General features: G+C 58.3%; 26 protein-coding genes and 1 other RNA gene. 14 read left to right on the top strand and 13 right to left on the bottom strand.

Going from position 1 to position 25,223, the window contains the following annotated elements:
• Positions 1-15: 15 nt before the first annotated feature.
• Genes B9P63_RS14930 through B9P63_RS14920 form a run of 3 tightly spaced genes read right to left on the bottom strand, consistent with a single transcriptional unit; the run spans position 16 to position 2,856 of the window.
• On the bottom strand, positions 16-1,083 hold the full coding sequence (locus tag B9P63_RS14930) for a branched-chain amino acid ABC transporter permease (RefSeq protein WP_085310228.1): 1,068 nt from the start codon (positions 1,081-1,083) through the stop codon (positions 16-18).
• Positions 1,080-2,084, bottom strand: coding sequence for a branched-chain amino acid ABC transporter permease (locus B9P63_RS14925; RefSeq protein WP_085310226.1), 1,005 nt, complete (start codon positions 2,082-2,084; stop codon positions 1,080-1,082). The genes B9P63_RS14930 and B9P63_RS14925 overlap by 4 nt, the downstream gene beginning before the upstream one ends.
• Positions 2,085-2,094: 10 nt before the next feature.
• Positions 2,095-2,856 carry an ABC transporter ATP-binding protein gene (locus B9P63_RS14920; protein WP_245830707.1) on the bottom strand — a complete coding sequence of 254 codons (762 nt, stop codon included), beginning with the start codon at positions 2,854-2,856 and terminating at the stop codon, positions 2,095-2,097.
• A 232-nt stretch (positions 2,857-3,088) separates the two neighbouring features.
• Here B9P63_RS14920 and B9P63_RS14915 point away from each other — a divergent pair, with 232 nt between their 5' ends.
• Positions 3,089-3,718 (top strand): LysE family translocator, encoded by a 630-nt coding sequence (locus B9P63_RS14915; RefSeq protein ID WP_085310222.1) that lies wholly within the window; start codon positions 3,089-3,091, stop codon positions 3,716-3,718.
• Here B9P63_RS14915 and B9P63_RS14910 read toward each other — a convergent pair.
• From B9P63_RS14910 to B9P63_RS14895, 4 genes are all read right to left on the bottom strand, one after another.
• Entirely contained in the window at positions 3,715-4,386 is a 672-nt protein-coding gene (locus B9P63_RS14910) for a hypothetical protein (RefSeq protein ID WP_085310220.1), read from the bottom strand. The two genes, B9P63_RS14915 and B9P63_RS14910, sit on opposite strands and share 4 nt — an antisense overlap.
• The gene (locus tag B9P63_RS14905) at positions 4,387-5,787 is read right to left on the bottom strand and encodes a selenium-binding protein SBP56-related protein (protein ID WP_085310218.1); all 1,401 of its coding nucleotides are present in this window, start codon (positions 5,785-5,787) and stop codon (positions 4,387-4,389) included. It abuts the gene before it with no gap.
• A 311-nt stretch (positions 5,788-6,098) separates the two neighbouring features.
• Complete coding sequence (locus tag B9P63_RS14900; protein ID WP_085310216.1) at positions 6,099-6,512, bottom strand: hypothetical protein; 414 nt, start codon at positions 6,510-6,512, stop codon at positions 6,099-6,101.
• Between the two features lie 97 nt (positions 6,513-6,609).
• Complete coding sequence (locus tag B9P63_RS14895; RefSeq protein WP_085310214.1) at positions 6,610-7,302, bottom strand: metal-dependent hydrolase; 693 nt, start codon at positions 7,300-7,302, stop codon at positions 6,610-6,612.
• A 247-nt stretch (positions 7,303-7,549) separates the two neighbouring features.
• Between B9P63_RS14895 and gatC the strand changes: the two genes are divergently transcribed.
• The 5 genes from gatC to rnpB all read left to right on the top strand — a co-directional run bounded on the left by gatC (position 7,550) and on the right by rnpB (position 11,183).
• Positions 7,550-7,837: an Asp-tRNA(Asn)/Glu-tRNA(Gln) amidotransferase subunit GatC gene (gatC, locus tag B9P63_RS14890; RefSeq protein WP_085310212.1), complete on the top strand. Its 288-nt coding sequence runs from the start codon at positions 7,550-7,552 to the stop codon at positions 7,835-7,837.
• On the top strand, positions 7,837-9,318 hold the full coding sequence (gene gatA / locus B9P63_RS14885) for an Asp-tRNA(Asn)/Glu-tRNA(Gln) amidotransferase subunit GatA (RefSeq protein ID WP_085310210.1): 1,482 nt from the start codon (positions 7,837-7,839) through the stop codon (positions 9,316-9,318). Before gatC ends, gatA begins: the two co-directional genes overlap by 1 nt.
• Positions 9,319-9,364: 46 nt before the next feature.
• The gene (locus B9P63_RS14880) at positions 9,365-10,057 is read left to right on the top strand and encodes a hypothetical protein (RefSeq protein WP_085310208.1); all 693 of its coding nucleotides are present in this window, start codon (positions 9,365-9,367) and stop codon (positions 10,055-10,057) included.
• 6 nt (positions 10,058-10,063) lie between these two features.
• Entirely contained in the window at positions 10,064-10,750 is a 687-nt protein-coding gene (locus B9P63_RS14875; protein ID WP_483878483.1) for an N-acetylmuramoyl-L-alanine amidase, read from the top strand.
• Between the two features lie 13 nt (positions 10,751-10,763).
• Positions 10,764-11,183, top strand: an RNA gene (gene rnpB / locus B9P63_RS14870) — RNase P RNA component class A.
• A 140-nt stretch (positions 11,184-11,323) separates the two neighbouring features.
• Here rnpB and B9P63_RS14865 read toward each other — a convergent pair.
• Complete coding sequence (locus B9P63_RS14865; RefSeq protein WP_085310206.1) at positions 11,324-12,310, bottom strand: sensor histidine kinase; 987 nt, start codon at positions 12,308-12,310, stop codon at positions 11,324-11,326.
• 490 nt (positions 12,311-12,800) lie between these two features.
• Here B9P63_RS14865 and rpmG point away from each other — a divergent pair, with 490 nt between their 5' ends.
• The 3 genes from rpmG (at position 12,801) to tdh (ending at position 15,345) form a co-directional block, all read left to right on the top strand.
• A complete protein-coding gene (gene rpmG, locus B9P63_RS14860) occupies positions 12,801-12,968 on the top strand; it encodes a 50S ribosomal protein L33 (RefSeq protein WP_007814563.1) in 168 nt (55 codons plus the stop codon).
• A gap of 137 nt (positions 12,969-13,105) precedes the next feature.
• Positions 13,106-14,305, top strand: coding sequence for a glycine C-acetyltransferase (locus B9P63_RS14855; protein ID WP_085310204.1), 1,200 nt, complete (start codon positions 13,106-13,108; stop codon positions 14,303-14,305).
• Entirely contained in the window at positions 14,302-15,345 is a 1,044-nt protein-coding gene (gene tdh / locus B9P63_RS14850; protein ID WP_085310202.1) for an L-threonine 3-dehydrogenase, read from the top strand. The genes B9P63_RS14855 and tdh overlap by 4 nt, the downstream gene beginning before the upstream one ends.
• A gap of 30 nt (positions 15,346-15,375) precedes the next feature.
• Here tdh and B9P63_RS14845 read toward each other — a convergent pair whose 3' ends face one another.
• From B9P63_RS14845 to B9P63_RS14830, 4 genes are all read right to left on the bottom strand, one after another.
• Positions 15,376-15,888 carry a cell wall hydrolase gene (locus tag B9P63_RS14845; RefSeq protein ID WP_425439753.1) on the bottom strand — a complete coding sequence of 171 codons (513 nt, stop codon included), beginning with the start codon at positions 15,886-15,888 and terminating at the stop codon, positions 15,376-15,378.
• A gap of 88 nt (positions 15,889-15,976) precedes the next feature.
• Positions 15,977-17,935 (bottom strand): bifunctional 2',3'-cyclic-nucleotide 2'-phosphodiesterase/3'-nucleotidase, encoded by a 1,959-nt coding sequence (locus tag B9P63_RS14840; protein ID WP_085310198.1) that lies wholly within the window; start codon positions 17,933-17,935, stop codon positions 15,977-15,979.
• Between the two features lie 163 nt (positions 17,936-18,098).
• The gene (locus tag B9P63_RS14835; RefSeq protein ID WP_085310196.1) at positions 18,099-18,875 is read right to left on the bottom strand and encodes a Bax inhibitor-1/YccA family protein; all 777 of its coding nucleotides are present in this window, start codon (positions 18,873-18,875) and stop codon (positions 18,099-18,101) included.
• Positions 18,876-19,027: 152 nt separating this feature from the next.
• On the bottom strand, positions 19,028-19,252 hold the full coding sequence (locus B9P63_RS14830) for a DUF1127 domain-containing protein (RefSeq protein ID WP_085310194.1): 225 nt from the start codon (positions 19,250-19,252) through the stop codon (positions 19,028-19,030).
• Between the two features lie 124 nt (positions 19,253-19,376).
• Between B9P63_RS14830 and B9P63_RS14825 the strand changes: the two genes are divergently transcribed.
• Together B9P63_RS14825 and B9P63_RS14820 are read left to right on the top strand one after the other, a co-directional pair.
• Positions 19,377-20,270 (top strand): LysR family transcriptional regulator, encoded by an 894-nt coding sequence (locus B9P63_RS14825; RefSeq protein ID WP_085310192.1) that lies wholly within the window; start codon positions 19,377-19,379, stop codon positions 20,268-20,270.
• Positions 20,271-20,384: 114 nt separating this feature from the next.
• Positions 20,385-21,158, top strand: a complete 774-nt coding sequence (locus B9P63_RS14820; protein WP_085310190.1) for a MipA/OmpV family protein — start codon at positions 20,385-20,387, stop codon at positions 21,156-21,158.
• 36 nt (positions 21,159-21,194) lie between these two features.
• Here the strand turns inward: B9P63_RS14820 and B9P63_RS14815 are convergent, their stop codons facing one another.
• Positions 21,195-22,163, bottom strand: coding sequence for an NADPH:quinone oxidoreductase family protein (locus B9P63_RS14815; RefSeq protein ID WP_085310188.1), 969 nt, complete (start codon positions 22,161-22,163; stop codon positions 21,195-21,197).
• Between the two features lie 309 nt (positions 22,164-22,472).
• Here B9P63_RS14815 and B9P63_RS14810 point away from each other — a divergent pair, with 309 nt between their 5' ends.
• The 3 genes from B9P63_RS14810 to B9P63_RS14800 all read left to right on the top strand — a co-directional run bounded on the left by B9P63_RS14810 (position 22,473) and on the right by B9P63_RS14800 (position 25,223).
• Entirely contained in the window at positions 22,473-22,850 is a 378-nt protein-coding gene (locus tag B9P63_RS14810) for a helix-turn-helix domain-containing protein (RefSeq protein WP_085310186.1), read from the top strand.
• Positions 22,851-22,927: 77 nt separating this feature from the next.
• Positions 22,928-23,770 carry a histidinol-phosphatase gene (hisN, locus tag B9P63_RS14805; protein WP_085310184.1) on the top strand — a complete coding sequence of 281 codons (843 nt, stop codon included), beginning with the start codon at positions 22,928-22,930 and terminating at the stop codon, positions 23,768-23,770.
• 106 nt (positions 23,771-23,876) lie between these two features.
• The gene (locus B9P63_RS14800) at positions 23,877-25,223 is read left to right on the top strand and encodes an 8-oxoguanine deaminase (RefSeq protein WP_425439752.1); all 1,347 of its coding nucleotides are present in this window, start codon (positions 23,877-23,879) and stop codon (positions 25,221-25,223) included.

Raw genomic sequence — 25,223 nt, 5'->3', positions numbered from 1 at the left:
TGGCCTTGATTATTTCTATCCACGCGCAAACGGCCAACGGTTTGCAGAGCGCAGAATGCGGTCGGTGATTTGATTGATGCCAAGCGGCTCTTTCAAAAGGAACGTCACAAGCAAGAGGCCAAAGACAATCTCTTGCACAGGTCCGGTATAACGCGCGAGTTCGAGCGAGCCGCCGGTCGCGGCACCCATGGCGATCTTGATCAACTCGGGCACCATCATCACGATAAACACGCCGAACACAGGCCCCATCGTGCGCCCCATGCCGCCAACGATCAGCGCGGCGACCAACTCGAGCGATAGGTCGAGCTCGAACTGCTCTGGCAGGATGCGCGCGTAGAAATAGGCGAACAGCGCACCCGAGAGGCCGCAATAAGCGGCGGAGATGGCAAAGCTCATCAGCTTGTAGCGCAGCAAAGAGATGCCAAGGATTTCTGCTGAATAATCGCGGTCGCGAATGGCGATGAAGGCCCGCCCGACCCGTGTGCGAAACAGGTTCTGCGCCGCAAGCAACGTGGTAAGCGCTAATACCGTGATCAGCACATACATCTCGCGTTTGGTGTCCAGCTCCCAGCCGAGCAGATTGGCTGTGGGCGTGTTGATGCCGTTTACTCCGCCCGTCCAGGGTGCGAAGAGGTCTTGCTCGATCAGGAACGTCACAATGAAGCTGGCCGCGAGTGTCGCCACGGCAAGGTAGAGGCCTTTGACCCGAAGCGAGGGCAGGCCGACGATGATACCAACCAGCGCAGAGACGATGACGGCCAACGGGATCACGATCAGCGGCAGAATGCCCTCGGGCAGCCCGCTGAACAGGTTGCTAAAGACCACCGTCGCATAGGCCCCGATGGCCACGAATGCGCCGTGCCCCAAAGAGACCAGCCCCGTGTAACCGGTCAGGACGTTAACGCCGACCACAGCGATCAGAAGGATGCCCATCTTGCAGGCCATCAACATCGCGTAATCGCCTGCGACAAAGGGAAAAATCGCTAGAAGCAGCATGGAGCCATAAACAAACAACTGTTTGTTGCGGTTGTTCAGAACCCGCTCGTCCGCGCCGTAATCGGCTTTGAGATTGCCGTTAATCATATGCGTTCGACCTCTTTTTGACCCATAAGGCCGTGGGGGCGGAAGATGATGACGACCAAAACGGCAACGTATGGTACGATCTCTGCCCATTCACCGCCCAGCTTCCACTGGGTCATCGCTTCAAGGACGCCGACGGACATGGCGGCGATGAAACAGCCCACATAGCTATCAAGCCCGCCCATCAAGACGATGGCGAGCACCGAAAAACCGAACAGGCCAAGCGAGGGGGAAATGCCGTTGCGCGTGGCAAGGATCGCGCCCGCGACGGCCCCTGTCGCAGAGGCAAGGATCCATGCGCGCGAAAAGATCTTGGGCACCGAAATACCCATGGAATACGCTGTCGATTGATCCTCAGCGGTGGCGCGGATCGCGACGCCGCTCTTGGTGAACTTCACCATGGCGACGATGCCGCCAAAGATCAGCAGCGCGATGATCATATTCACGATATCCGCCCCGAACAGGAAGACCATCGTTCCAAAAACCTCGAAGCGAATAGGCGTGTTCGGCGCGATATGTGGCACAAAGGCTGCGTCTGCGGTCCAGATCAACGAAGCCGCACCGGAAAGGATGGAGATCAAGCCGACGGTCACCATGATCATCGCAAAGACCGATTGACCCATGAGCGGGCGCATAAGGCTGCGCTCGATCAACATACCGAGCAGTGCGTTACACAACACTGCGCCAATCAGCCCGAAGATGATACGCGGCACATTGGCCGCCCAGTCCAGAACCGCGCCAAGGGGCGAGAACATGTTCAGCCCCTGGCGCATTTCGACCATCCAGCCCGGCTGCCATGAGGCGAGCCATGCAGGGGCCCATTCCTGCCCCGGAATGATGACAGCGAAGGTGAAGTAGAAGTAAGCGCCGAACATGATCAGATAACCATGGGCGAAATTGACCACTTTGGTCGCTTTGAAGACCGAAACGATGCCGACCGCGATCAGCGCATAGATCGCGCCGCTCATCAGGCCATTGATCGCAAATTGAATAAACTGTCCCATTTCGCCCTTTCTACGCCGCTGCGCCCAAGTAGGCTTCGATCACGGCGGGGTTTTTCGAAACTTCCGCAGGGGTGCCCGATGCGATTTGCTGGCCAAAGTTCAGCACGACGATATGGCTGCAAATATCCATGACCATGTGCATGTCATGCTCGACCAGCAGAATGGTCGTGCCGAACTGTTCCTGCACATCGAGGATAAAACGCGCCATATCGGCGGTTTCTTCGCGGTTCATGCCGGCCACAGGTTCGTCCAGCAGCAACACACGCGGGCGCATCGCGAGGGCGCGTGCCAGCTCGACCCGTTTTTGCAAACCATAAGACAGCATGGTGATGGGGTATTTGCGGATGTGGTCGATTTCGAGAAAATCAATCACCCGCTCTTCGATGTCGCGGCGCAGTTCCAGTTCTTCGCGGCGCGCGCTACCGAAGTATTTGAACGCGGAGAACATGCCGGTCTTGAGGCGCGTGTGACCGCCCAGCTTGATGTTGTCCAGAACCGTCATGCCGCGAAAAAGCGCGATGTTCTGGAAGGTGCGCGCCATCCCGAGAGAGGCGCGTTTGTCCGGTGTGATGTCGGTAATGTCTTGGCCGTCAAAGCGCACGGTGCCTTTATCGGGCGCGTAAAAGCCGGAGATCGCGTTGAACAGCGATGTCTTGCCCGCGCCGTTGGGGCCGATCACGCCTGTGATCTCGCCCTCTTTGGCTTCGAAGTTCACCCCTTGCAGCGCTTTGATGCCGCCAAAGGAAAGATGCAAATCGGATACGCTCAGCATGGCTGACCTGTTCCTCCCCATTGCCCACTTCGACCTGTCGCCTTCAAGCGATCTGTTGCGAGTTGGGCGCTCCCATTGATCGTCAGCTTAACGTGCTGGCGCATTCTGGCAATGCAATTTGACGCGAGGATACGCTACGTCAATGGTGTCGCTTTCGCTTGGGTGGCTCTTGAATTGACCGGCGCGCGCGCCGGGCCTAGCCTTGGCGGCACGCATTTAGGGAGAGACGCGCATGCCACTTGAGAGCTACCTGATCTATCTGGCGGCTGTCGCGGTGTTCTTCGCGACGCCCCCCGACACCAGCCAGTTGCTGATCATTTCCAACAGCATCCGCCATGGCTTGCGCAAAAGCGTTTACACGATTGCAGGCGATCTAAGCGCGAATTGCCTGCAAATGACCGGCGCGGCCTTTGGCCTTGCGGCGATCATCGCCACTTCGGGCAGTGCGTTCATCTGGATCAAATGGCTTGGCGTGGCGTATCTGATCTGGATCGGCGTGCAACTGATCCGCTCGAAAGAGCAGAGCACGAATGTGGATGCCAATCCGAGCGATGGGCGCTTTCGCCTGTTCCGGCAGGGCTTTGTGACCTCTATGGCCAACCCCTTTGCAGTGGTTTTCTTTGGCGCGCTATTCCCGCAGTTCATCGACCCCAGCGCGGCGGTGTTGCCGCAACTGTTCATTCTGGGGATCACCTACATCATTGTGGACGGGGCGATTTTACTGCTGTGGGGCTGGACGGGCATTCGCGCGGCAGCCGCGCTCAAACGGTTCTCGTTCGACTTGGTGAACAAGGTCTGCGGCAGCTTGATGATCGCCGCTGCCCTGCTTTTGGCGAGCAAGGATTTTGAGCCAGTCCGTTAGTGCCCGTAATACGCTGAATAGGCCCCGAACAGTCCCACGATGATCAGGCTGAGTGCCCAGGCCAGATCAAGGTTGAACCATGTGCGAGACAGGAATTTGAGGCCCAGCCAGAAGTAGATGACCACCGCGATGATTCCGCCTGCTAGGGTCATGGCAAGCGTATGCGCAGCGGCGACGGCAAAAGCGGTCATTACATTGCTGCTCATCAAAGCCTGCGCAGCAAGGTGGCCCGTATCATCAGGCGCAATCGCGCAGATACCAAGATAGATTGGCACCAGCATAAGGCCCGCACCATGCGCCATGGCGGCAAGGAAGGACCAAAGCGCGAGGCGTGCAGGGTGCACGCGCGCGAGGAATTTGGGGTGGCGGCGGTTGATCAACAGGTAGATGCCCATCGCGATCACCAGCGCACTGGCCGCAAGGCGGATTTGTAGCTCCCATTCCACCAGAAAGATCATCAGAGAGAAAGGCAGCAGTATCGCGATCATCGCGAGGAAATGGCCAAAGGCAAGCATCAAGAGCGCCTTTGGCAGCGCGCGGTGATTGCGCTCCATCAAGGCCGAGGAGACGGCCAGAGGCCAGCCCATCCCGGGGTTGATCCCGTGATAGAAGCCCGAAAAAATGACGGCCCCCCAAAGGGCCGTCACTGAGGTTAGCTCAGAAATCACTTACACGGACGGATAGCAGAAGCTGTCGGTCGAGCAATCGCCGCCCTCAAGCCTGATCTGATGCGCGCGCAGGCCTTTGGGGAAGTCGATGTAGAAATCGGTATTGAGCGTCAGCCCTCCGTTTTCGCCCACATCGGCCATAACCATCTGTCCACCCTCTTCGCCGGGGTAGAACTGATCATCCCAAGTTGAATAAAGCGAGTTGGTCCAATAGACACGTTTGCCATCGCGGCTGATCTCGACCATTTGCGGCCCAAAGACGAAATCCTTGCCGTTGGGATGCTTTTCGCCCTTGGCGATGCCGCCAAGTTCGACCTTGCCCGCAAGCACGGGGTTCATCGGATCGGAGACATCGTATTGGTGCATCTCGCCAAGGCCCCAGCAGGCGACGTAGAGATATTTGTCGTCAAGGCTGAGGTCGATATCCGTGACCAGCGGCGGCACCGCGCCAAAGCCTTGCAGCAGGGGCGGAAGGTTTGCGGGGTCTTCGGGGCGCGGATCAATGGTGATCGTCTTCTTCGACTGCCAGACCCCGTCATCATCGCGCCACCACGTAAAGATCGCGCCTTGCAGGTTAGTGGTATCCACGACAACGCCGCAGAAACCATAGGATTTAGTGGGATCATGGGCTGGGCGAATTTCCAGCGCCATCTGGTAATTCTCGCCAAAGTCCATCGTCTGGATGTTCTTGCGCGCGCGAAGGTCCCAGAAATGAATCGAATGCCCGTATTTGTTGGACAAGAGGTCCTCGGGTACGATGCCATTCTCGAACTGCGGCGGCAGACCCCATTCGGAACTGACCATGTAATCCTGTGGCAGGTTCCACCAGAAATCATAGTGCTTGTCCTGCTTGCCGCGATCCATCTCATACTGGCCGATGATCTCGAATGTTTCGCAGTCCATGATGAAAATACCGGGAGGGCCGTCCGTACCGTCCTCGCCGCCGCCGCCAAGGCAAGAGACATAAATCCCCTCCGGGCCGCAGTGGATCGTATGGGGGCGCGAATAGCCGGTCTTGGCGAACAGCTCTTCGGGTTCGATCGTCTTGTGGATCTTCGCCTTCAGCGGCTCTTTCACGTCGATCACGTAAATGCGCGAGGAGCGGATGCCCGGGACGATCAGATAGCGCCGCTCAAGGAAAGCGTGACCAGACAGCGGCGAGAGCGAGGAGGAACAGGCGTTCCAGCCGAAATGGTGAAATTCATCGCCCTTGTTGGGCACGATCACCTGATGCACGATTTGCCCGTAGGTGTCTGAGCCGGGTTTGAGGTCGATCACCGCAATCCCGTCTGATTGCGTTCCATCGGGGCTCAGCATTACGGTAAAGGCGTAGTTTTCAATCGGTGCTTGCATGGCGAGTTTTGGCGATGCGTGAAACGTCGGATCTGGTCTTAAATTCATGGTGGTCCTCCAGTTGAAATAGAATGCCCGAATTTTCCGGTGCAGGTGTTGGACCCTGCCTGAGGGTCGGTAAATCTGGTGCTGCAGTCCCTTTAAAATAATCAGGGCCAAGCAGGGGGGCGCCTGATGGGCGCGCTTATGTGCGGTTTCGAAAATACCGCAGGCCTTCAATTTATCGGTCCTCGCGCCCCTGTCGCAGGCGCGATTTTGAGTGCCACTATGACGCGAAATTTTGATCTGGCAATCTTTTTGAATATGCGGGCGTGCGGGCCTAGTGTGCTTTGATAGACGCTAGCGGGCCAGTTGCGAGGTCACAGCCCGTCTGGCAAGCGCCCGTAAAAAGACCAGACCTTGTCGATGCGGCCTTCGCCGCAATAGCCCCAATACATCTTGATACCGGGGTGTTTGTCGCTGTTGGACAACTCGAGCCGGCCCCAGTGATAGCTGCCCTCGAAGGGCACGTCGCAGGGTTGATCGGACTTATCTTCGAGCCAGAAGCCCGCAAAGACATGACCGTCGAACTCCAGCCCGAAATAACCGTTGTCCACTGTATAGGTGCCCTCGTAGCCGAACTGCGTCGGCACCGCCCAGACGTCGCCCCAGTTGGTATCCCATGCACCGCCAAAGGTTTCGATCGTCGCAAGTTGTTCCGCCGCGAGGGGCAGGACAGTGAAGGGCTGTGCGGTACAAAAGGCGATGCTGGCCGCTCTAAGAAGGTGCTTCATGGGGACCTCGCTGATTGGGTTGCTGCCGGTTGGTTGGTATAGCTGGTCTTGCCTGTACCAATCAGAGCTTTGATGAAACGAAGCGTAGGCTGCATGCCTATATCTCGATCGGGATCAACACTTCGGGTTCGATAACGCGCGCGTTTGGAACGGCGTCGATCATTGGCTGCGCGGACTGCTCGAGCACGGGAAACGTGTTGTAGTGACACGGGATCACCGTTTTGAAGTTGAAGAAGCGGCGGGCCGCATAGGCCGCGCGTTTCATGTCCATGGTGAAATGACCGCCCGCGCACAGGATGCCGATGTCGGGGTGGTGCAGGTCCTCGAAGAGTTCCATGTCCATCATTACATCGGTGTCGCCGCTGAAGTAGATGACGTGGCCTTCACCCGCAATCATGAAACCACTTTCCGTGCCCGCATACATGGGGCCATCATCGCCGTTGTAGGTGCTGGAGTGGACCGCATTAACCATGGTGACGGCGACGCGGCCAAGCATCACGGTGCCGCCCTTGTTGAAGCCAACCGTCTTGATGCCCGTCTTTTCCTCGATGAAGCCCATGTGGTCGTAGATGCCCACGGCGGGGATATCGAGTTCTTTGGCGACGTTAAACCCGTCGGCGCAGTGATCGAAATGGCCGTGGCTGATAAGGACATGGGTTGCCCCTTTGATGGCCTCTGCGCGGCGCTCTTCTGGGAACACGGGGCAGCTGCTAAGCCATGGATCGATCAGCAAGACCTGGTCTTCGATCTCGATGCGGAACCCGGAATGGCCAAGGGGGATGATTTTCATTTCGGTGCTCCGTTTGTATGAATTTATGCGAGTTTAGCGAGGATCGGCCAAATGACAAATGAAACGGGAATATCGCCAAAGGACGGCGGCCTTGGCGCGCGGGGGAATTTTGAGTTTATTGGCAAGATGAAGCGCGGGGCGGGCGCTTTGCTTTTTCAAGCAGTGCTATGTTGCCTCGCGGGCTTGCGACTGCGCGCGCTGGGCGCTAAATGACAGCGCAACTTGCCAAATGCGGAGACCAAGCCCGATGTCGATCAATGAGCAAACCGCCGCGCGCGTGGCCAAACTTGCGCGCATCAAGGTAGAGCCGGACGCGCTACCGGCTTTGGCGCAGGAATTCAGCGCCATTCTGGGCTTTATCGAGCAATTGAACGAAGTGGATGTGGAGGGCGTGGAGCCGATGACATCGGTCACGCCGCAGCGTTTGACGCGGCGCGCGGATGAAGTGACGGACGGCGCGCAGCAGGACAAAGTGCTGGCCAACGCCCCTGATGCGCGTGAGGGGTTTTTTGCGGTTCCAAAGGTGGTTGAATAATGTCTGATCTTAGCAAACTGACGCTGGCAGGCGCGCGCGATGCGCTGCGCCGCGGTGAGACGACATCGGTGGAGTTGACCGAGACGTTCCTGAAAGAGATCGAGGGCGCGCGCGCTTTGAACGCCTTTGTGCACCACACGCCCGAGATCGCGCTTGAGCAGGCCAAAGCGGCCGACGCACGCATTGGCGCGGGCGATGCGCCTGCGATGTGCGGGCTGCCGATTGGCATCAAGGATTTGTTCTGCACCAAGGGTGTGCCATCCCAAGCGGGCTCGGCCATCCTTGAGGGCTTCAAGCCCGAATACGAGAGCACGGTCAGCGCGAACCTGTTTGATGCGGGCGCGGTGATGTTGGGCAAGTTGAACATGGATGAATTCGCCATGGGCTCGTCCAATGAGACCTCGGTCTACGGCAATGCGGTGAACCCGTGGAAGATTGACGAACGTGAATTGACGCCCGGCGGCTCTTCGGGCGGGTCGGCAGCGGCGGTGGCGGCGGACCTGTGCCTTGCGGCGACAGGCACCGATACGGGTGGATCGATCCGCCAGCCTGCGGCCTTTACCGGGATCACTGGGATCAAGCCGACATACGGGCGTTGCTCGCGTTGGGGTGTTGTGGCGTTTGCATCGTCACTCGATCAAGCAGGGCCGATGACCAAAGATGTACGCGATGCGGCGATTATGCTGGAAGCCATGTGCAGCTATGATGCGAAAGATAGCACCAGCGCCAACCTGCCTGTGCCCAACTTCGAGGCGATGCTGACGGGCGATATCAAGGGCAAGACCATTGGTATTCCGAAGGAATATCGTTTGGACGGTATGCCAGGCGAGATCGAGAAGCTCTGGGCAGACGGCATCGCGATGATGAAGGATGCGGGTGCGAAGATCGTCGATATCTCCCTGCCGCATACGAAATATGCGCTGCCTGCCTATTATGTGATTGCGCCTGCGGAGGCGTCGTCAAACCTCGCGCGTTATGACGGCGTGCGCTATGGCCACCGCGCCACGCTGGATGCAGGCGATGGCATCACAGAGATGTATGAAAAGACCCGCGCCGAAGGGTTCGGCCTTGAAGTGCAGCGCCGCGTGATGATCGGAACTTACGTGCTCAGCGCCGGTTTCTATGACGCCTATTACAACCGCGCCCGCCGCGTGCGCACATTGATCAAGAAAGACTTTGACGATGTGTTCGCCGCCGGCGTGGATGCGATCCTGACGCCTGCAACGCCAAGCGCAGCCTTTGGGCTTGGCGAAATGGTCGACGCCGATCCGGTGCAAATGTATCTCAATGATGTGTTTACCGTGACAGTAAACCTTGCAGGTCTGCCCGGCATCGCGGTGCCCACTGGCGTGGATAGCAAGGGTCTGCCGCTTGCACTGCAACTGATCGGCAAGCCGTGGGAAGAGGGTGATTTGCTAAATACCGCCTATGCCTTGGAACAGGCGGCGGGTTTTGTAGCTAAACCGGACAAATGGTGGTAAACGCAGCAAACCCAACGCCATGCTTTAGAATACGGGCAGTCCAGATATGAAACGCATCCTTTTTTCGGTTCTCGCGCTTGGCGCTCTGGCCGCATGTAACCCTGCCATCCCGGACAGCGGGGCAGGCGTGGGTTTTGACAATTACGACACCTACCAGCAGAAACAGGCGGCGCGCGATGCGGCGCTGGGCGGCGGGGCCTTGCCGCCGCCTCAGGCGGTTAGCTCTGAAACCCTCGCGCCAGCGGCTGCGAGCGGAATTGCGTCTGCGTCAAACGCGGCCGCGAGCACGGATACCAGCGGCGTCGTGCAGGCCAGCCCGGCCAATGCCGCGCCTGTTTTGCGCGCGAGCGGTATCAGCGACGAGAACAATTTCGATGCGGTTTCCGGCCAACGTTCTATCGAGGGGGACGCCGCCAAGCGCGCGCAAAACCAGCAGCAGTATCAGGTGATCCAGCCGACCGCGCTGCCGACGCGTCAGGGCAGCGGTGGACCCAACATTGTGGCCTTTGCACTAGAGGCCAAGAACGCCAAGGGCCAGCGCGTCTACAAGCGCAACAGCTTTAACGCGGCGAACAAATATCGCAAGAATTGCGCCGGTTTCGCATCTGCCGATCAAGCGCAGCAGGCGTTTCTGGCTGGGGGTGGCCCTGTGAAAGATCGCAAGGGCATGGACCCGGATGGCGATGGTTTTGCCTGCACGTGGGATCCCGCGCCGTTTCGCAACGCTGTGAGCGGCTGATAGCGGATGGGCGCGCCGATTGTGCAGCGCCTCTCGCCCAATTGCGGCGTGCGCAGAGGCGGGATTATTGCGCCTGACATGGTGGTGCTCCACTATACCGCGATGCAAAATGCAGAGGCGGCGATAGAGACGCTGTGCAATCCCGGAAACGAAGTGTCTGCACATTATTTGATCGCGCGCGATGGCACGCTTGTTCAGATGGTCGAAGAGCGTGCGCGGGCCTGGCATGCGGGGGCAGGGCGCTGGGCGGGCTGCGAGGATATCAATTCGCGATCCATCGGGATCGAGTTGGACAATAACGGGCTTTCGCCGTTTTCCGCGCCGCTCATGGATGCGTTGGAGGAGCTGCTGGGCGCAATCCTGCAGCGTTGGAGTATTCCCGCGCATCATGTGATTGCCCATTCCGATTTGGCCCCTTTGCGCAAGATCGACCCCGGCGCGCGCTTTGACTGGCGGCGCTTGGCGCTGGCCGGTTTGTCGATTTGGCCAGAACAGGGCGATGATTTGCCTTTAACGGAAAGTTTAGACGCGCTGGGCTATGATACCGCTGAATTTGGTAGCGAGGCGTGTTTGAAGGCGTTTCGCCTGCGCTTTGCTCCGGCGCGTTCTGGATCACAGATGGAGGCGGATAGGCGCGATGCGGCATCACTGGCTGCGCGATTCGCGGTTGACCGGCGGCAGGCCAACGGCTAGGCGCAGCGTGCGTGCGGAGGGCTGGATGGCTGCCTGAACGTCGCCACGAGAGTGGCACGTTTGGGAGGAAAGTCCGGACTCCATGAAGCAACGGTGCCGGGTAACGCCCGGCCAGGGTAACCTGAGGGATAGCGCCACAGAGAAGAAACCGCCTATGTCTAGGCATGGGTAAGGGTGAAACGGTGCGGTAAGAGCGCACCGCGGGACGGGTAACCGGACCGGCAAGGCAAGCCCCACCGGGAGCAATGCCAAATAGGGATGCTGCGTGGGTGTGATCGGGCAACCGATATCCCCGCAGGGACGTTTCAGCCTGAGGCATCCGGGTTGGCAGCTAGAGGGGCGCAGGTAACTGCGCTTTAAGATGAATGGTCATCTATTTGCACTTCGAGAGCGGTGCATTGGACAAAATCCGGCTTATAGGCCCTCCGCACGCGTTTATTTAGGAACTTAGTTTCAGCCTCGATGCAACCGGGGTGGGAACCTTGTGATTCTTGGACACAAGGAAGTGTTGTTTTTTGTGGAGGTCTGGAGCGTCGGCCATGCGGACAAAGGTCTCGTGTCATTATAGCTGCGCTAATGTTCGAGACGTTCTTTCTTTACCCGTATTTTGACAAAAATTCCTTTAGCCTGCCATTCGATACTTAAGTCTCCTCCCAATTGACCATATACGCTTTCGGTTACCAGCCGGCTTCCAAAACCCCGACTTCCTACAGGTGCAACAACGGGGGGGCCGCCTCTTTCCTTCCAATGAATAATGACATCTCCGTCATTATCTATACATCTGACAGTCAAGGACCCACCCTCAACGGAAAGTGCACCGAATTTAACGGAATTGGTTGCAAGTTCATGGGTGATTAAGGCCAGAGTTGTGGCCGCATCTTGGCAAACCTCGATGTCCGGCGAGGAAACGAGAAGGTTTTTAACTGACGAATTCTTTTCGACATAAGGCGATAATAAAACAGTGAACAGTTCTTTGAGGCTGGTCGAAACATATTGCTGATTTGGGTCACTCCTGATGAGGGCGTGCGCTCTGGCGAGGCATTGGATCCGTTCCGACAGATCAGCAGCCATTTCCTCTTTTGTATCTGTAGTCTTGAAGGAGATCCGCGCCAAGGCGGATGTGACAGCAAACAGATTATTGATTCTGTGATCCATTTCTTTTGAGATAAGATCTTTAGCTATTTCGGCCTTCTTGCGCATGCTCACGTCTAGAAAGACGCCGAAAATAGTGGGGTAAATTATCTCGTCGTCTTCCCCTTGTCCGCGTGCTGAAATCCAAGAAATCTGGTCCTCGATCAAAATACGAAAATCAATTTCATAAAGACCGACCAAGCCTCTGGTTTCTCTAAAAGCCGACCTGACACGATCTAAATCTGCAGGATGAATGCGAGACGACAATATTTCAAACGTAATAGTGTCCATATTGGGAAGGCCCCACAGGTTGCATGAACGTTCGTCGAGTCTGATCTCGTCAGTTTCGATATTCCATGACCAAAGGCCTACTCCGGCCGCCGTCGTTGCAGAGCGAAGGCGGCTCTCGTCCCATATCGAGTTACTCATAATTTTGGTTCCCCTTTGATCTACCGTTACGGCATTCGAAGAGGTTATACACCTTATAGTTTGCAACCTTGGGCCTGATGGAGGCGCATCGGCATTTAGGCGCTGGATTCACCACTAACACACGGCAACAGCGACGAGAACACGAGCTGATTGCAAGGCGTTCGCAAACATGTTCGCCTTTGCATGCAGTGCGCGCAAATGGCAGATGGAGATCAAAGGCTGAGAACCGCTAAATAATGCCTCTTTCGGGAATGTGCTTGAGGAGCGGGCATTGGGCGTGCTGCGAACCGATTGTTGTTCTTTTAGCCGTCGCGGTCGGCCACGCGCATCATGGGGGCAGCGAAGCATATGCAATGGAATATCTATGGAATGAGAGGGAAACGTTCATATCGCTCTGAAATGCCTGTTGACTCGGGCGCGGTGCAGGGTAGAAGGCACTGATTAAAGAATTCCCGAGCGGCACAAGCACGCTCGATGCAGGAGATGACCCATGGCGAAGCCAACCACGATCAAGATCCGCCTGAACTCGACCGCGGGTACAGGCCACTTCTATGTCACCAAGAAGAACGCGCGCACGATGACCGAAAAGATGGTCGTTCGCAAGTACGACCCGGTCGTGCGCAAGCATGTCGAGTATAAGGAAGGCAAGATCAAGTAATCTTGCGTTTCTGTTGAGACCTCAAAAAGCCGCGCCCTTTGAGCGCGGTTTTTTCGTTTTTGCACCCGATATTTTGAGCGGCTTGTTTTGACGCGGAAGAGTGAAACAGATAGGCATTTCCCAAAGAGGGATTTGCCATGAACACTGATTTTCTCGACCATATCCGATCCGAACTTGCCGGTATCGACGCTGCCGGCCTGACCAAGCGCGAGCGCTCGATCGTCTCGCCGCAACGCGGCGCGATCGACGTGACGCAGGGCGGCGAAACGCGCCGCATGATCAACCTTTGCGCCAACAACTACCTCGGGCTGGCCGATGATTCCCGTCTGATCGCAGCGGCAAAAAGCGCGATGGACAGCCATGGCTATGGTATGGCCTCCGTGCGCTTTATTTGCGGTGCGCAGGATTTGCACCGAGAGCTGGAGCAGGATTTGGCCGCGTATCTGGACAAGGACGACGCGATCCTCTTCGCAGCCTGTTTTGATGCCAATGGCGGCTTGTTCGAGCCGCTCTTGACCGCAGAGGATGCGATCATTTCCGACAGTCTCAACCACGCCTCGATCATCGACGGCGTGCGTCTGTGCAAGGCGCAGCGCTACCGCTATGCCAACAACGATATGGCCGATCTTGAAGCGCAATTGCAGGCTGCCAAAGCCGCAGGCGCCCGCTTTATCATGATCGCTACGGACGGCGTGTTTTCCATGGATGGCACGCTGGCGGACCTGCCTGCGATCACAGCGCTTGGCGAAAAATATGGCGCGCTGGTGATGGTGGACGACTGTCACGCGACGGGTTTCATGGGGCCGATCGGGGCTGGCACACCATCGCATTTCGGGGTGGAGGTGGATATTCTGACCGGCACGCTTGGCAAGGCGCTGGGTGGCGCACTGGGGGGCTATATCGCGGGGCCGCAAGCGGTGATCGATCTGCTGCGCCAACGCGCGCGTCCCTACCTGTTCTCCAACTCGCTGCCGCCTGCGATTGTTGCGGCGGGGATCGAGGCCCTGAAAATTGTGCGCGGGGGCGATGATTTGCGCGCGTGCTTGTTCGACAATGCTGCGTATTGGCGCGCTGGCCTCACGTCGCTTGGCTTTACACTGCCGAGGGGCGCGCATCCGATTATTCCCGTCATGCTGGGCGAGGCACAATTGGCGCAGGATATGGCGGCGCATCTAGATGCGGCGGGGATTTTCGTCGCCGGTTTCTTCTTTCCCGTGGTGCCCAAGGGCGGCGCGCGCATTCGCACGCAGATGAGCAGCGCGCTCAGCCGCGATGATCTGGACTGCGCGCTGGGTGCCTTCGCCAAAGCCGGGCGCGCAAGCGGGGTGCTGGCATGAGCAACACGATGAAAGCGCTGGTTAAAGCCAAGCCGCAGCCGGGCCTGTGGATGGAGCAGCGCGAGGTGCCGCAGATCGGTGCAGACGATGTGCTGATCCGGATCAACAAGACCGGCATTTGCGGCACGGACATCCATATCTGGAACTGGGATGAGTGGGCGCAAAAGACCGTGCCGACGGGGCTGGTAACGGGGCATGAATTTGCCGGTGAAATTGTCGATATGGGCCGCAACGTGAGCGGGCTTTCAATGGGTCAGCGCTGCTCGGGCGAGGGGCATTTGATCGGCAAGACTTCGCGCCAGTCGCGCGCCGGCAAGTTCCACCTCGATCCCGAAACGCGCGGCATCGGCGTGAATGAACAGGGGGCGTTTGCACAGTATTTGCGCCTGCCTGCGTTCAACGTTGTACCGCTGCCTGATGATATCAGTGACGACATTGGCGCGATCCTTGATCCGCTCGGCAATGCGGTTCACACGGCGCTGTCGTTCAATCTGTTGTGCGAAGATGTGCTGATCACCGGCGCCGGCCCGATCGGTATCATGGCGGCGGCAGTCGCGCGTCACGCAGGTGCGCGCAATGTGGTGATCACCGATATCAACCCTGATCGCCTTGCGCTGGCCGCGCAGGTTACGGATGTGGTGCCGGTGAATGTGCTGGAGGAAGATCTGGCCGATGTGATCGCCCGCCTCAAGATGCGTCAGGGCTTTGATGTAGGGCTGGAAATGTCAGGCTCGCAGGCCGCGCTCGATCAGATGGTCGAGGCCATGGTCATGGGCGGGCGCATCGCTTTGCTCGGCATACCGCCCGGCAAATCGCCGGTAGATTGGTCGCGCATCGTGTTCAAGGCGATCACGCTCAAGGGGGTCTATGGCCGCGAGATTTTCGAGACGTGGTACAAGATGATCGCCATGCTTCAGAACGGTCTGGACGTGAGCCGCGTGATCACCCATCGCTTTGGCGTTGATGACTTCGAGGCGGGCTTCGATGCGATGCGCAGCGGATCGAGCGGCAAGGTCGTGCTGGATTGGACCGGAGGCTGAGCGATTGGGCCATAAAACCAAGCTTGGATATCAACCGCCCGTCAGCCCCTCGCTTGCGGGAACGGGATTGCGCCGCGTGACATGTTCGGGGCGACGTTTTTCATAAAATGCGTTGCCACCCGTGGTCAGAACATAGTGGATATTGTTGAAATCGGCCTTGTACCATGCCGCATGGAAAAACTTGGAATTGCCGATACGCGGGTGGCGCTCGCCTTGTGCGACGGCTTTTGCAGCGCCGGGAATGAGCGGTGCAGTGTTAAGCTGCATGGCCTTGCTCATCACGCCGGGTGCGAACTGGTTTTTCTGGCCAACGACGTCGCAGATCGTGTCGGGATAGGCGTCTGATTGGACGCGGTTCATCACGACGCTGCCAACCGCGATCATGCCGTCGCGGCTGGAGCGGTTCGATTCGAAATACATCGCGCGCGCCATGCAATCGAGCTCGGATGCTGGCGCAACTTCGGGTTGGGTTGGCCGCTTGCCGCAGCTCGCCAGTGCGAGAAGAGCGATAAGCGCGAGGGTGATGGATTGAGCGTTTGGCAAATTTGCGGCCCCTTTGTGTGGTGTACTGGGTCTGCTTCAAGAGTGAGAGCTGGCATTGAACGCAGTGCCAGCCCCTTTGGGTAACGCGCTATAGTTGGATGCGGAACTTGGCAAAGCCGGTGTCGGACATGCCATCGGGCGTGATGCTGACGCCCTCGATGCTATCGGCATAGCCAACACCCGCAGGGCCGGTTTCGAAAATCACCGTGGTCCCAGCAAGCGGTGCGAAGGACCAATTGGCATCGGCCTTGGGGTTCACCGTGCCTTGATCCACGAGGTAGCGCACGATGATGTCGCGGTTGGTGTCTGGCCCCTCAAAGACCACCGTGTCGCCCATCGCGCCCGGGAAACTGCCGCCGCCGGAGGCGCGGTAGTTGTTGGTGGCCACAATGAACTCTGCCGCCAAATCAAGTGGTGCGCCATTGAACGTCAGGTTGGTGATACGGTTAGCATCCGCGTTCACGACCGCACCGTCCTTGTCGAACCTTGAGGGCTGGGAGAGGTCGATCTGGTAGTGGACCCCGTCCATCACATCAAAATTATAGCTGGGGAAATCGGGGTTCAGCAACGGCGCGTCCTGTGCGCCTGCCTCAACCTGATTGAACATGCCCGCCGAGCGTTCCAGCCAGTCTTTGACCTGCTGCCCGGTCACCTTCACCGCGCGGATGGTGTTGGGGTAGAGGTATAGATCAGAGACATTCTTGATCGCCACCGCACCCACGGGCACGTCGGTGTAGTATTCAGGGCCACCGCGACCACCCGCCTTGAACGGCGCGGCAGCGGAGAGGACGGGAAGGCCTTCGTAGGGCGTGCCGATCATCTGATCCTTGATGTACCATGTCTGCGCGTTCGAGACGATCTGTACGGACGGGTCATCCGCCACCAAGGCAAAATAGCTGTGCAGCGGCGCATCGGTCTTGCCCACGGCGGTGCGCACATATTTCAACGTCGCCTCATGCTCGGCGCGCACGGCGTCCAGCACAGGCGCGTAATCCTCGGCGAGGGCGGTATAAGAGCGATCCTCGTTACGTTTGGAAATCGGGCGCGCTTCGGCGGTGTGCGAGAGTACGCGCCAGCCATTGCCATCGCGCTCGATCAGCAGATCGAGCAGACCCATATGGCTGCCCCAGAAACCGCCCATGACGCCGGGCTTGCCGCCGATGGTGCCCGCGTCCACGTCCACGCCGGTGACGTCCGCATATCTGGAGGAGGGGAAAACGAGGTGGCTGTGACCCGTCAGGATCGCATCGATACCCTCGATCATGGCCAGCGGAATCGCCGCGTTCTCCATCCCGTCCTCAAGGTTGGCACTGCCAATGCCGGAGTGGCACAGCGCAACGATGATATCCGCGCCTTCCTCTTTCATTTGGGGCACATAGGCCTTGGCGCTCGCGGTGATATCGCGGGTCTGCACGTTGCCCTCAAGATGCTTGCGGTCCCAGTTCATGATCTGTGGCGGCACGAAACCGATCAGGCCGATCTTGATCGGGTGGGTGTTGCCAGCGCCATCCGTAATCTCGCGCTGAATGATCACGTAGGGTTTGACCAGCGTCGTGTCAGCGGTCGGGGAAGCGCCCATTTCCTTGACCACATTGGCCGAAACCACGGGGAAATTTGCGCCTGCGAGGGACTTCATCAGGAAGGAAATACCGTAGTTGAATTCGTGATTGCCCAGCGTCGAGGCATCAAATCCCAGCGTATTCATTGCGGAGATCACCGGGTGCATGTCACCCTCTTTCATGCCGCGCTCATAGGCGATGTAATCGCCCATCGGGTTACCTTGCAGGAAATCACCATTGTCGAGCAGGAGCGAATTGGTCGATTCTGCGCGCACCCCTTGGATGATCGACGCGGTACGCGACAGACCCACCGTGTCGCGGGGTTTGTCGGCGTAATAATCATAGGGAAAGACATGGACGTGCAGGTCCGTGGTCTCCATCAGTCGCAAATGCGCTTGGTTCGCGGAGGCCGAGAGCGAAAACGGGTGCATGGCGAGCAGGCCGGCGGTGCCTGCAAGGAAGTGGCGGCGGTTCATGGTGAGAGACATGTAACACATCCTTTTGGGCGGCGCGTGGCCGTGATGCCGCAAGCATGTGTCTCTTTCGGTGATTCGTGCAACGCTGCGCGTTCTGCGGTGCGCGTTTGAGCAACAAAAAGCCCGCTGGAGATGTCTCCAGCGGGCCGCACCGTTTTGAAGTGGCGTGCGAGAATTACTCGCGATTGCCAAAGAGCGAGAGCAACATCATGAACATGTTGATGAAGTTCAGATAGAGGCTCAACGCGCCCATGATTGCGGCCTTGCCCAGCCACTCCGTGTCACCGTGATGTGCATGCGCGACATACTCTGTCTTGATGCGCTGCGTGTCGTAGGCCGTCAGGCCTGCGAAGATCAACACGCCGATTGCCGATACTGCGAACATGATCGCGGGTGATGCCAGCCAGATGTTGACGATGGAAGCGACAACCAGGCCGATCACGCCCATGATGAGGAAACTACCCCAGCCGGAGATGTCTTTCTGCGTGGTGTAGCCCCAAAGCGACAGACCCGCGAAGGCGATGGATGTGACCAGGAATATCTGGATGATCGAGTAACCTGTGAACACCAGAAAGATAGAGCTGATCGAGACACCCATGACAGTTGCGAAGATGTAGAACACCGTTTGCGCCGTCGCGGCCGACATTTTGTTGATCGCGGCGCTTAGGCCGAATACGAAGGCCAAAGGCGCGAACATCACGACCCATTTGAGCGGGGAGGCGTAGAGCGCGACACCGAGCGATGTCAGCAGCTTGCCGTTTGGCATCTGTGCCGCTGCCTGCGAGGGATCGGTCGTGACCGCGAGGCCCGAAATTGCCCAAGCGGCAAGGAATGTGATGAACATGCCCACGGACATAGTGCCGTAGACTTTGTTCATATGGGCACGGAGCCCTGCGTCGATATTCGCGGCTGCCGAGCCTGCGACGTCGCGAATTGTGCCATATTCAGCCATGAATACTCTCCATTGGTTAAACGATCCGCCCTGTTGGCGGTCTTGGAGTGAATATCGGGGTAGGCGGGGGGCATTTCAAGGGTTTTCGAAAGAGCAAAGTGCGAAAATCTTACTCTTTCGGTTATATTTTTAAACGCATTGTTCAGTGCGCTTTATTTGCGCCAGAACGCAGGGGCATCCCAGAATGGACGTGCTGCCTCGAGTTGCGCTTCGCGGGTGCAAAGACCGATATCATCGAGCATGCGTAGATCAAGCTGTGCAAGGGCGCGGCGCGTTTTTGCAAGCGTGATAAAACGGTGCGCGCGCTCCAGAAGATTGGCGTTGCTGCGCGGGGCGCACATGGTGTTTGCGGCTGTAAGTGTGCGTGCGGTGGTCATTGTCTTTACCCTTCAATGTGTGATGCGTCATGTGTGATCAATTCTTTATGTTGATGTATATGCGTCCTTGTGCTTCATTTGAAAAACGAATTGTATTGAGGCGACACATCACGGATGGTGATATATGAGAAATCTTGATCTGACGGCTTTGCGTTCCTTTGTAGCGATTGCCGAAACCGGCGGCGTGACGCGCGCGGCGGGCCTGCTCAATCTGACGCAATCGGCGGTGTCGATGCAGATCAAACGGCTTGAGGAAAGCCTCGATCTCAAAGTGTTGGAGCGCGCGGGGCGTCAGGTCGTGCTTAGCCCCGCGGGCGAGCAATTGCTGACCTACGCGCGCCGCATGGTCGCGCTCAATGACGAAATCATGATTAAAATGACCGATAAGGGCTTTGAGGGCGAGGTTTCGCTCGGGGTGCCCCATGACATCGTCTATCCCGTGGTATCCAAGGTTTTGCAGCAGTTTCGCACGCAATTTCCGCGTGTTCAGGTCAATTTGCGTGCCTCTTTTACCCGTCAGTTGAAGGAAGGCCTGACGCGCGGTGAATATGATCTGATCCTTACCACTGAAGAGGGCGTGATGCCCGAGGGCGAGACCCTTAGCATGGCGCGCCTCAGTTGGACGGGCGCGGAAAGCGGAACGGTCTGGCGATCGCGCCCATTGAAGTTGGGGTTTAGCCGCCACTGCATGTTCCGTCCCTTGGTGCAAAAGGTTCTGGACCGTGAAGGCATCGATTGGGAAATGGCCACGGAAACCGACTCTGATCGCACGATCGAAGCGGTGATCGGCGCCGACCTTGCGGTTTGCGTGGTGATCGAGGGGACAGAGCCGCCGCATATGGCTGCGATCCAGCATGGCGGCGCGCTGCCGGAAATGCCGCATTCGCTTATTAATATGTATGGTGCGGGGCAGGCGCAATCGCAGGTCGTGAGCGCGCTGGCCGAATTGCTGCGTCAGGGCTACAGTGATCTGAAATCGGGTGGGCGCACAGCGCCGCTACTGCGCGAAGCCGGGTGACGTGGTAACGTGGTAACGTGGCGATTCACGCCATTGTGATCCAAAGGCAAAGCGTGCACGTAGCCCTTTAAGAACCCAATCTTGCTTAATTTTCAAACATCAGGGCCGATCGCAATGCACAAAACCTCCACGACATTCGCAGCGCTTGTCGCTTTGCTTGCCTCGAGCGCGGGGGCCAAGGCCGAACTGACCATGGGCCTCGGCGCAGCGATGGTGCCGCAGTTCGAGGGATCGAAAGACTATGGCGTGCGCGTCGCTCCGAACTTTTCGTTCAAGGGCGAAACGGTGTCTGTGCGCAGTAATGGCCCGGGGATCGAAGTTGATCTCTTGTCCTCGCGCGCGGTGGATGCAGGACCGATCCTGCGTTATAAATTCGGGCGCGAGGGCGCGCAGATCGACAATGCACAGGTCAGCGCGCTTTCCGATATAGAGGGCGGTTTCGAGTTGGGTGCCTTCGGTCAAGTAAACGTGCCGATCGGCGGGTTTTCTACCTTCTTGTCGCCGCGCATTTCGGTGGTGCAAGGGGTTCAGGGCGGCGCAGTGGGCACATTGGCAGAAGCCTCGCTGGGCGTGCTGCGCTTGCAGGGCGATTGGACATTCGGCGCGCGCGCCGCGACCAACTATGGTTCGGCTGATTACATGAACACGCAGTTTGGCGTCGCCGCAGCCAGCCCGTCGGGACTGGCCGCGTTCAACGCGGACGCGGGGATCAAGGATGTGGGCCTGTCGCTTTTCGCAAGCTACAAGGTGAACGACAGTGTCTCTATCACTGGTGTCGCGGGCTACAAGGTCTTGATGGGCGATGCCGCCAACAGCCCGATCGTGAGCGTTGCAGGCTCCAAAGAGCAGATGTTCGTTACGCTCGGGGTCAGCTACAGCTTCAAATAGGGTTTGAACGCTGATCAACAAATTAGGATCGCGCCGCTATTCGGGCGCGATCTCGATCACCACTTTGCCAGTCGATTTGCGCGTACGCAGCAACTCGATTCCCTCGCCAGCTTGCTCGAGTGGCAGCACATGGCTCACATGGGGATGCAATTTACCTTCATCGTACCAAGCGAATAATTCACGCAGGCTATCGGCAATGACCGCCGGTTTGAATTTCATGTAACCGCCCCAGTAAAAGCCCATGACGGTGATGTTTTTCACCAGCAAATGATTGGTCGGCACGTTCGGCACATCGCCGCTGGCAAAGCCGATGGACAGAATGCGCGCCTCTGGCTTGCACGCGCGAAACGCCGCTTTGAACAGATCGCCGCCGACGGGATCATAGACCACATCGACGCCGCCAAGCGCTTTGAGCGCACCGCGCAAATCCTCGTTCCCGGCATCGATCACATGATCTGCGCCGGCCTTGCGCGCCACCTCCAGCTTGTCCGCACCGCGCGCCACGGCGATTACCGTCGCGCCCATCAGCTTGCCGATTTCCACCGCCGTGAGGCCGACGCCGCCCGCAGCGCCCAGCACCAAAAGCGTTTCGCCCGCCTTTAGGTTCGCGCGATAGCCAAGCGCAACATGGCTGGTGCCATAGGCGATCTGGAACGCGGCTGCCTCTTGCATGCTCATGCCTGCGGGTATCTCGATGGCGACACGCGCATCATAACAGCCATATTCGGCCAGCCCGCCCTGGCCGCCGAAAACAGCGACTCTGGTGCCGGTTTTTAGGCCTTGAACACCCGCTCCAAGTGCGTCGATCGTGCCTGCAACCTCCATTCCGAGGGTGAAGGGCGCGGGCGGCGTGTCCTGATATTGGCCGGTCTGCATCAGTAAATCGGCAAAATTCAGCCCACAGGTTGCAATTTTTAGACGCACTTCGCCCGATGCGGGTTCGGGGCGATCGAGCACGGCCATGGCGGCGGGGCTCCCGATTTTGGATACTTGAAAAGCGCGCATGAAAAACCTCTCATTTTGGCAGGGTTAGGCTATCTTGCACCACGCAAATGTAAAGCGGCAAGAGGCGAAAGATGACAGGTGCCGTGCGTGGCCGAGGCACCGCTTTTAGCCCTGTTTTCAGATCGGATTGGCACATTCACCGACTGCAAGGGGAAAGTGTTTGCGATTCCATACTTGCTCTGCAGAGGTATTGTCGTAAGGATGCGCTACCTGACGTTGAGTTGTTCAGCGTCAGCCTCGTGTATCTGGCGACGATAAGATTGCCCCGCCACTCGGAGCAAGTCGTGCCAAACCTTGAAAGGGAGCATCATGGCACATCCTGTGGACGTCCATGTGGGCAAGCGTATCCGGCATCGCCGGTGGCTCGTCGGTGTGACACAGCAGCAGTTGGCCGAAAAGGTCGGGATCAAATTCCAGCAAATCCAAAAATACGAGACCGGCGCGAACCGCGTTAGCGCATCGCGGCTTTGGGATATCGCAGAAGCGCTGGATGTGGACGTGAGTTTCTTCTTTGCCGGTATGCAGAACGCCGAAGAAGGAAGTCCGAGCACCGAGCAGAGCAATGTTCCGTCGGATATTTTGAACGACAAGGAAGCGCTTGATCTGGTGCGCTCGTATTATTCGATCCCCGAAGAGCAGCGCCGCCGCCTGTTCGATCTGGCACGGGTGCTCAGCGACGTTGCTTGAAGACGTGCGTGCCCTCTGCAATAGGTTGGTCTAGCGCGCTATTGGACGCGCGGCCAACCGACGAGGGACCGAGCTGCATGACATATTCCGCTTCCGATCTTGAAAATACCGTTCTTCAGGGTGAACTTTGGTCGGTGGCCGAGCAACTGGCAGACGCGGCGCGCGCGGCTATTTTACCGCATTTTCGCACCAGCGGCTTGAGTGCGGACAACAAGGACGCCGCAGGCTTTGACCCCGTCACCGTCGCCGATCGCGCAGCTGAGCAGGCGATGCGTGCGCTTTTGGCGCAGTATCGCCCCGATGACGGCATTCTTGGCGAGGAATTTGGCGCACAGGCGGGCAGCAGTGGCCTCACTTGGGTGCTTGATCCCATTGACGGCACACGCGGTTTTATTAGTGGGACGCCCACATGGGGCGTGTTGATTTCGCTCAATGACGCGAACGGTCCGCGCCTTGGCATCATTGACCAACCCTATATCGGGGAGCGGTTCTGCGGCGGGTTTGGCCGCGCAGAGGTGATTGGTCCGCAAGGCGCAGCGCCGCTTAAGGCGCGCGCAAGCGGTGATCTGGCGCAAGCAACCTTGTTCACCACCTTCCCCGAAGTGGGCAGCACGGTTGAGCGCGCAGGATTCACCGAGGTTGCAAGCTCCGTGCGCCTGACACGCTATGGCTGTGATTGCTATGCCTACGGGCTGTTGGCGGCGGGGCAGATTGATCTGGTGATTGAGGCGGGATTGAACGCCTATGACATTGCCGCGCCCATCGCGGTGATCGAGGCCGCGGGCGGCATCGTGACCGATTGGCAAGGCGGCAAAGCTCATGAGGGTGGGCGCGTTCTGGCCGCAGCAAACAGCGCGTTGCACGCGGCCGCGTTGGCACTTTTGCAAAAAGGCTTGAACCAAACGGGGGCAAGCGGCTAACCTTACTCCACTGGCTGCGAGTCCTTCGCTTTTTTCTGTCGCAGCCCCGAGCCAGACTTGGATATCTACCGAAAAAAGCGTGCAAGCACGTAGAAGGACGCTAAATATGAACGAAATTGACAATACAGTTATCAAAAATGCACGTCTGATCCTGACCATGGACGACGCGGGCCGCGAAATGCGGGATTGCGATATTCGCCTTCAAGGCGGAGTCATTGCCGAAGTGGGGCAGGGGCTAGCCGGCGCGCACAAGACGCTCGATGCGCGCGGTTGCCTGATCACGCCCGGCCTTGTGAACACGCATCATCACCTTTTTCAGTCGCTGACGCGCGCGGTTCCGGGAGGGCAGGATGCGCTGCTGTTCGGCTGGTTGCAGACGCTCTATCCGATCTGGTCGCGATTCGGGCCGGAGGAAATGTATATCTCCGCGCAGATCGGCCTTGCGGAACTGATGCTTTCGGGCTGTACGCTGAGCTCGGATCATCTCTATCTTTACCCTAACGGCGCGCGCCTTGATGACACGATCGCCGCCGCCGCAGATATCGGCATGCGCTTTCATCCCACGCGCGGCGCCATGTCTATCGGCGAGAGCGATGGAGGCCTGCCACCCGATGCGCTGGTCGAAAAGGAAAGCGCGATCCTCGAGGACTGTATCCGCGTGATCGATGCGCATCACGATGCGTCCGAGGGTTCTATGTGCCGCGTAGGCGTTGCGCCGTGCTCGCCCTTTTCCGTCAGCCGCGATTTGATGCGTGATGCGGCGATTCTTGCACGCGACAAAGGCGTGATGCTGCACACACACCTCGCTGAAAACGATGAAGATATCGCCTATTCTCTGGAAAAATTCGGCGCGCGTCCCGGGCAATATGCCGAAGATCTGGGCTGGACGGGCAATGACGTCTGGCATGCCCATTGCGTCAAGCTCGACGGGCAGGAGATTGATCTTTTCGCGCGCTCCGGAACGGGCGTGGCGCACTGTCCGTGTTCCAATTGCCGCCTCGGGTCCGGCATTGCGCCTGTGCGCGCCATGCGCGATGCGGGGGTGAACGTGGGGCTGGGCGTCGATGGTTCAGCCTCCAACGATGCGGGCAATCTTGTGCTCGAAGCGCGCCAGTCGATGCTTTTGCAACGGGTGGCGAACGGCGCGGATGCGATGAGCGCGCGCGAGGCCTTGCGCATCGCGACGCGCGGCGGTGCCGAGGTTTTGGGCCGGAGCGATTGCGGGCAGATTGCCGTTGGCAAACGCGCTGACCTTGCCATCTGGGACATGAGCGGGATCGAGGCGGCGGGTAGCTGGGACCCCGCGGCTTTGCTGCTCGCGGGGCCAACGCAGGTGCGCGATCTGTTCATCGAGGGGCGGCGCGTTGTTGCTTCCGGGCAAGTGATGTCGATCGATTTGCCCAAAACCATAGGGCGACAAAACGAACTCGCGCAGCTACTGTCCGAAGGGTAG

Source organism: Planktotalea arctica, from assembly GCF_002105285.1.
Taxonomy (GTDB): domain Bacteria; phylum Pseudomonadota; class Alphaproteobacteria; order Rhodobacterales; family Rhodobacteraceae; genus Planktotalea; species Planktotalea arctica.
Note: the sequence above shows the minus strand (reverse complement) of the source record. Positions and strands in the feature narration are given on the sequence as shown.

Coding starts and splice junctions, on each gene's coding strand:
- B9P63_RS14930 (WP_085310228.1), bottom strand. CDS start 1,083: ATGATTAACGGCAATCTCAAAGCCGATTACGGCGCGGACGAGCGGGTT.
- B9P63_RS14925 (WP_085310226.1), bottom strand. CDS start 2,084: ATGGGACAGTTTATTCAATTTGCGATCAATGGCCTGATGAGCGGCGCG.
- B9P63_RS14920 (WP_245830707.1), bottom strand. CDS start 2,856: ATGCTGAGCGTATCCGATTTGCATCTTTCCTTTGGCGGCATCAAAGCG.
- B9P63_RS14915 (WP_085310222.1), top strand. CDS start 3,089: ATGCCACTTGAGAGCTACCTGATCTATCTGGCGGCTGTCGCGGTGTTC.
- B9P63_RS14905 (WP_085310218.1), bottom strand. CDS start 5,787: ATGAATTTAAGACCAGATCCGACGTTTCACGCATCGCCAAAACTCGCC.
- B9P63_RS14900 (WP_085310216.1), bottom strand. CDS start 6,512: ATGAAGCACCTTCTTAGAGCGGCCAGCATCGCCTTTTGTACCGCACAG.
- B9P63_RS14895 (WP_085310214.1), bottom strand. CDS start 7,302: ATGAAAATCATCCCCCTTGGCCATTCCGGGTTCCGCATCGAGATCGAA.
- gatC (WP_085310212.1), top strand. CDS start 7,550: ATGTCGATCAATGAGCAAACCGCCGCGCGCGTGGCCAAACTTGCGCGC.
- gatA (WP_085310210.1), top strand. CDS start 7,837: ATGTCTGATCTTAGCAAACTGACGCTGGCAGGCGCGCGCGATGCGCTG.
- B9P63_RS14880 (WP_085310208.1), top strand. CDS start 9,365: ATGAAACGCATCCTTTTTTCGGTTCTCGCGCTTGGCGCTCTGGCCGCA.
- B9P63_RS14875 (WP_483878483.1), top strand. CDS start 10,064: ATGGGCGCGCCGATTGTGCAGCGCCTCTCGCCCAATTGCGGCGTGCGC.
- B9P63_RS14865 (WP_085310206.1), bottom strand. CDS start 12,310: ATGAGTAACTCGATATGGGACGAGAGCCGCCTTCGCTCTGCAACGACG.
- rpmG (WP_007814563.1), top strand. CDS start 12,801: ATGGCGAAGCCAACCACGATCAAGATCCGCCTGAACTCGACCGCGGGT.
- B9P63_RS14855 (WP_085310204.1), top strand. CDS start 13,106: ATGAACACTGATTTTCTCGACCATATCCGATCCGAACTTGCCGGTATC.
- tdh (WP_085310202.1), top strand. CDS start 14,302: ATGAGCAACACGATGAAAGCGCTGGTTAAAGCCAAGCCGCAGCCGGGC.
- B9P63_RS14840 (WP_085310198.1), bottom strand. CDS start 17,935: ATGTCTCTCACCATGAACCGCCGCCACTTCCTTGCAGGCACCGCCGGC.
- B9P63_RS14835 (WP_085310196.1), bottom strand. CDS start 18,875: ATGGCTGAATATGGCACAATTCGCGACGTCGCAGGCTCGGCAGCCGCG.
- B9P63_RS14830 (WP_085310194.1), bottom strand. CDS start 19,252: ATGACCACCGCACGCACACTTACAGCCGCAAACACCATGTGCGCCCCG.
- B9P63_RS14825 (WP_085310192.1), top strand. CDS start 19,377: ATGAGAAATCTTGATCTGACGGCTTTGCGTTCCTTTGTAGCGATTGCC.
- B9P63_RS14820 (WP_085310190.1), top strand. CDS start 20,385: ATGCACAAAACCTCCACGACATTCGCAGCGCTTGTCGCTTTGCTTGCC.
- B9P63_RS14815 (WP_085310188.1), bottom strand. CDS start 22,163: ATGCGCGCTTTTCAAGTATCCAAAATCGGGAGCCCCGCCGCCATGGCC.
- B9P63_RS14810 (WP_085310186.1), top strand. CDS start 22,473: ATGGCACATCCTGTGGACGTCCATGTGGGCAAGCGTATCCGGCATCGC.
- hisN (WP_085310184.1), top strand. CDS start 22,928: ATGACATATTCCGCTTCCGATCTTGAAAATACCGTTCTTCAGGGTGAA.
- B9P63_RS14800 (WP_425439752.1), top strand. CDS start 23,877: ATGAACGAAATTGACAATACAGTTATCAAAAATGCACGTCTGATCCTG.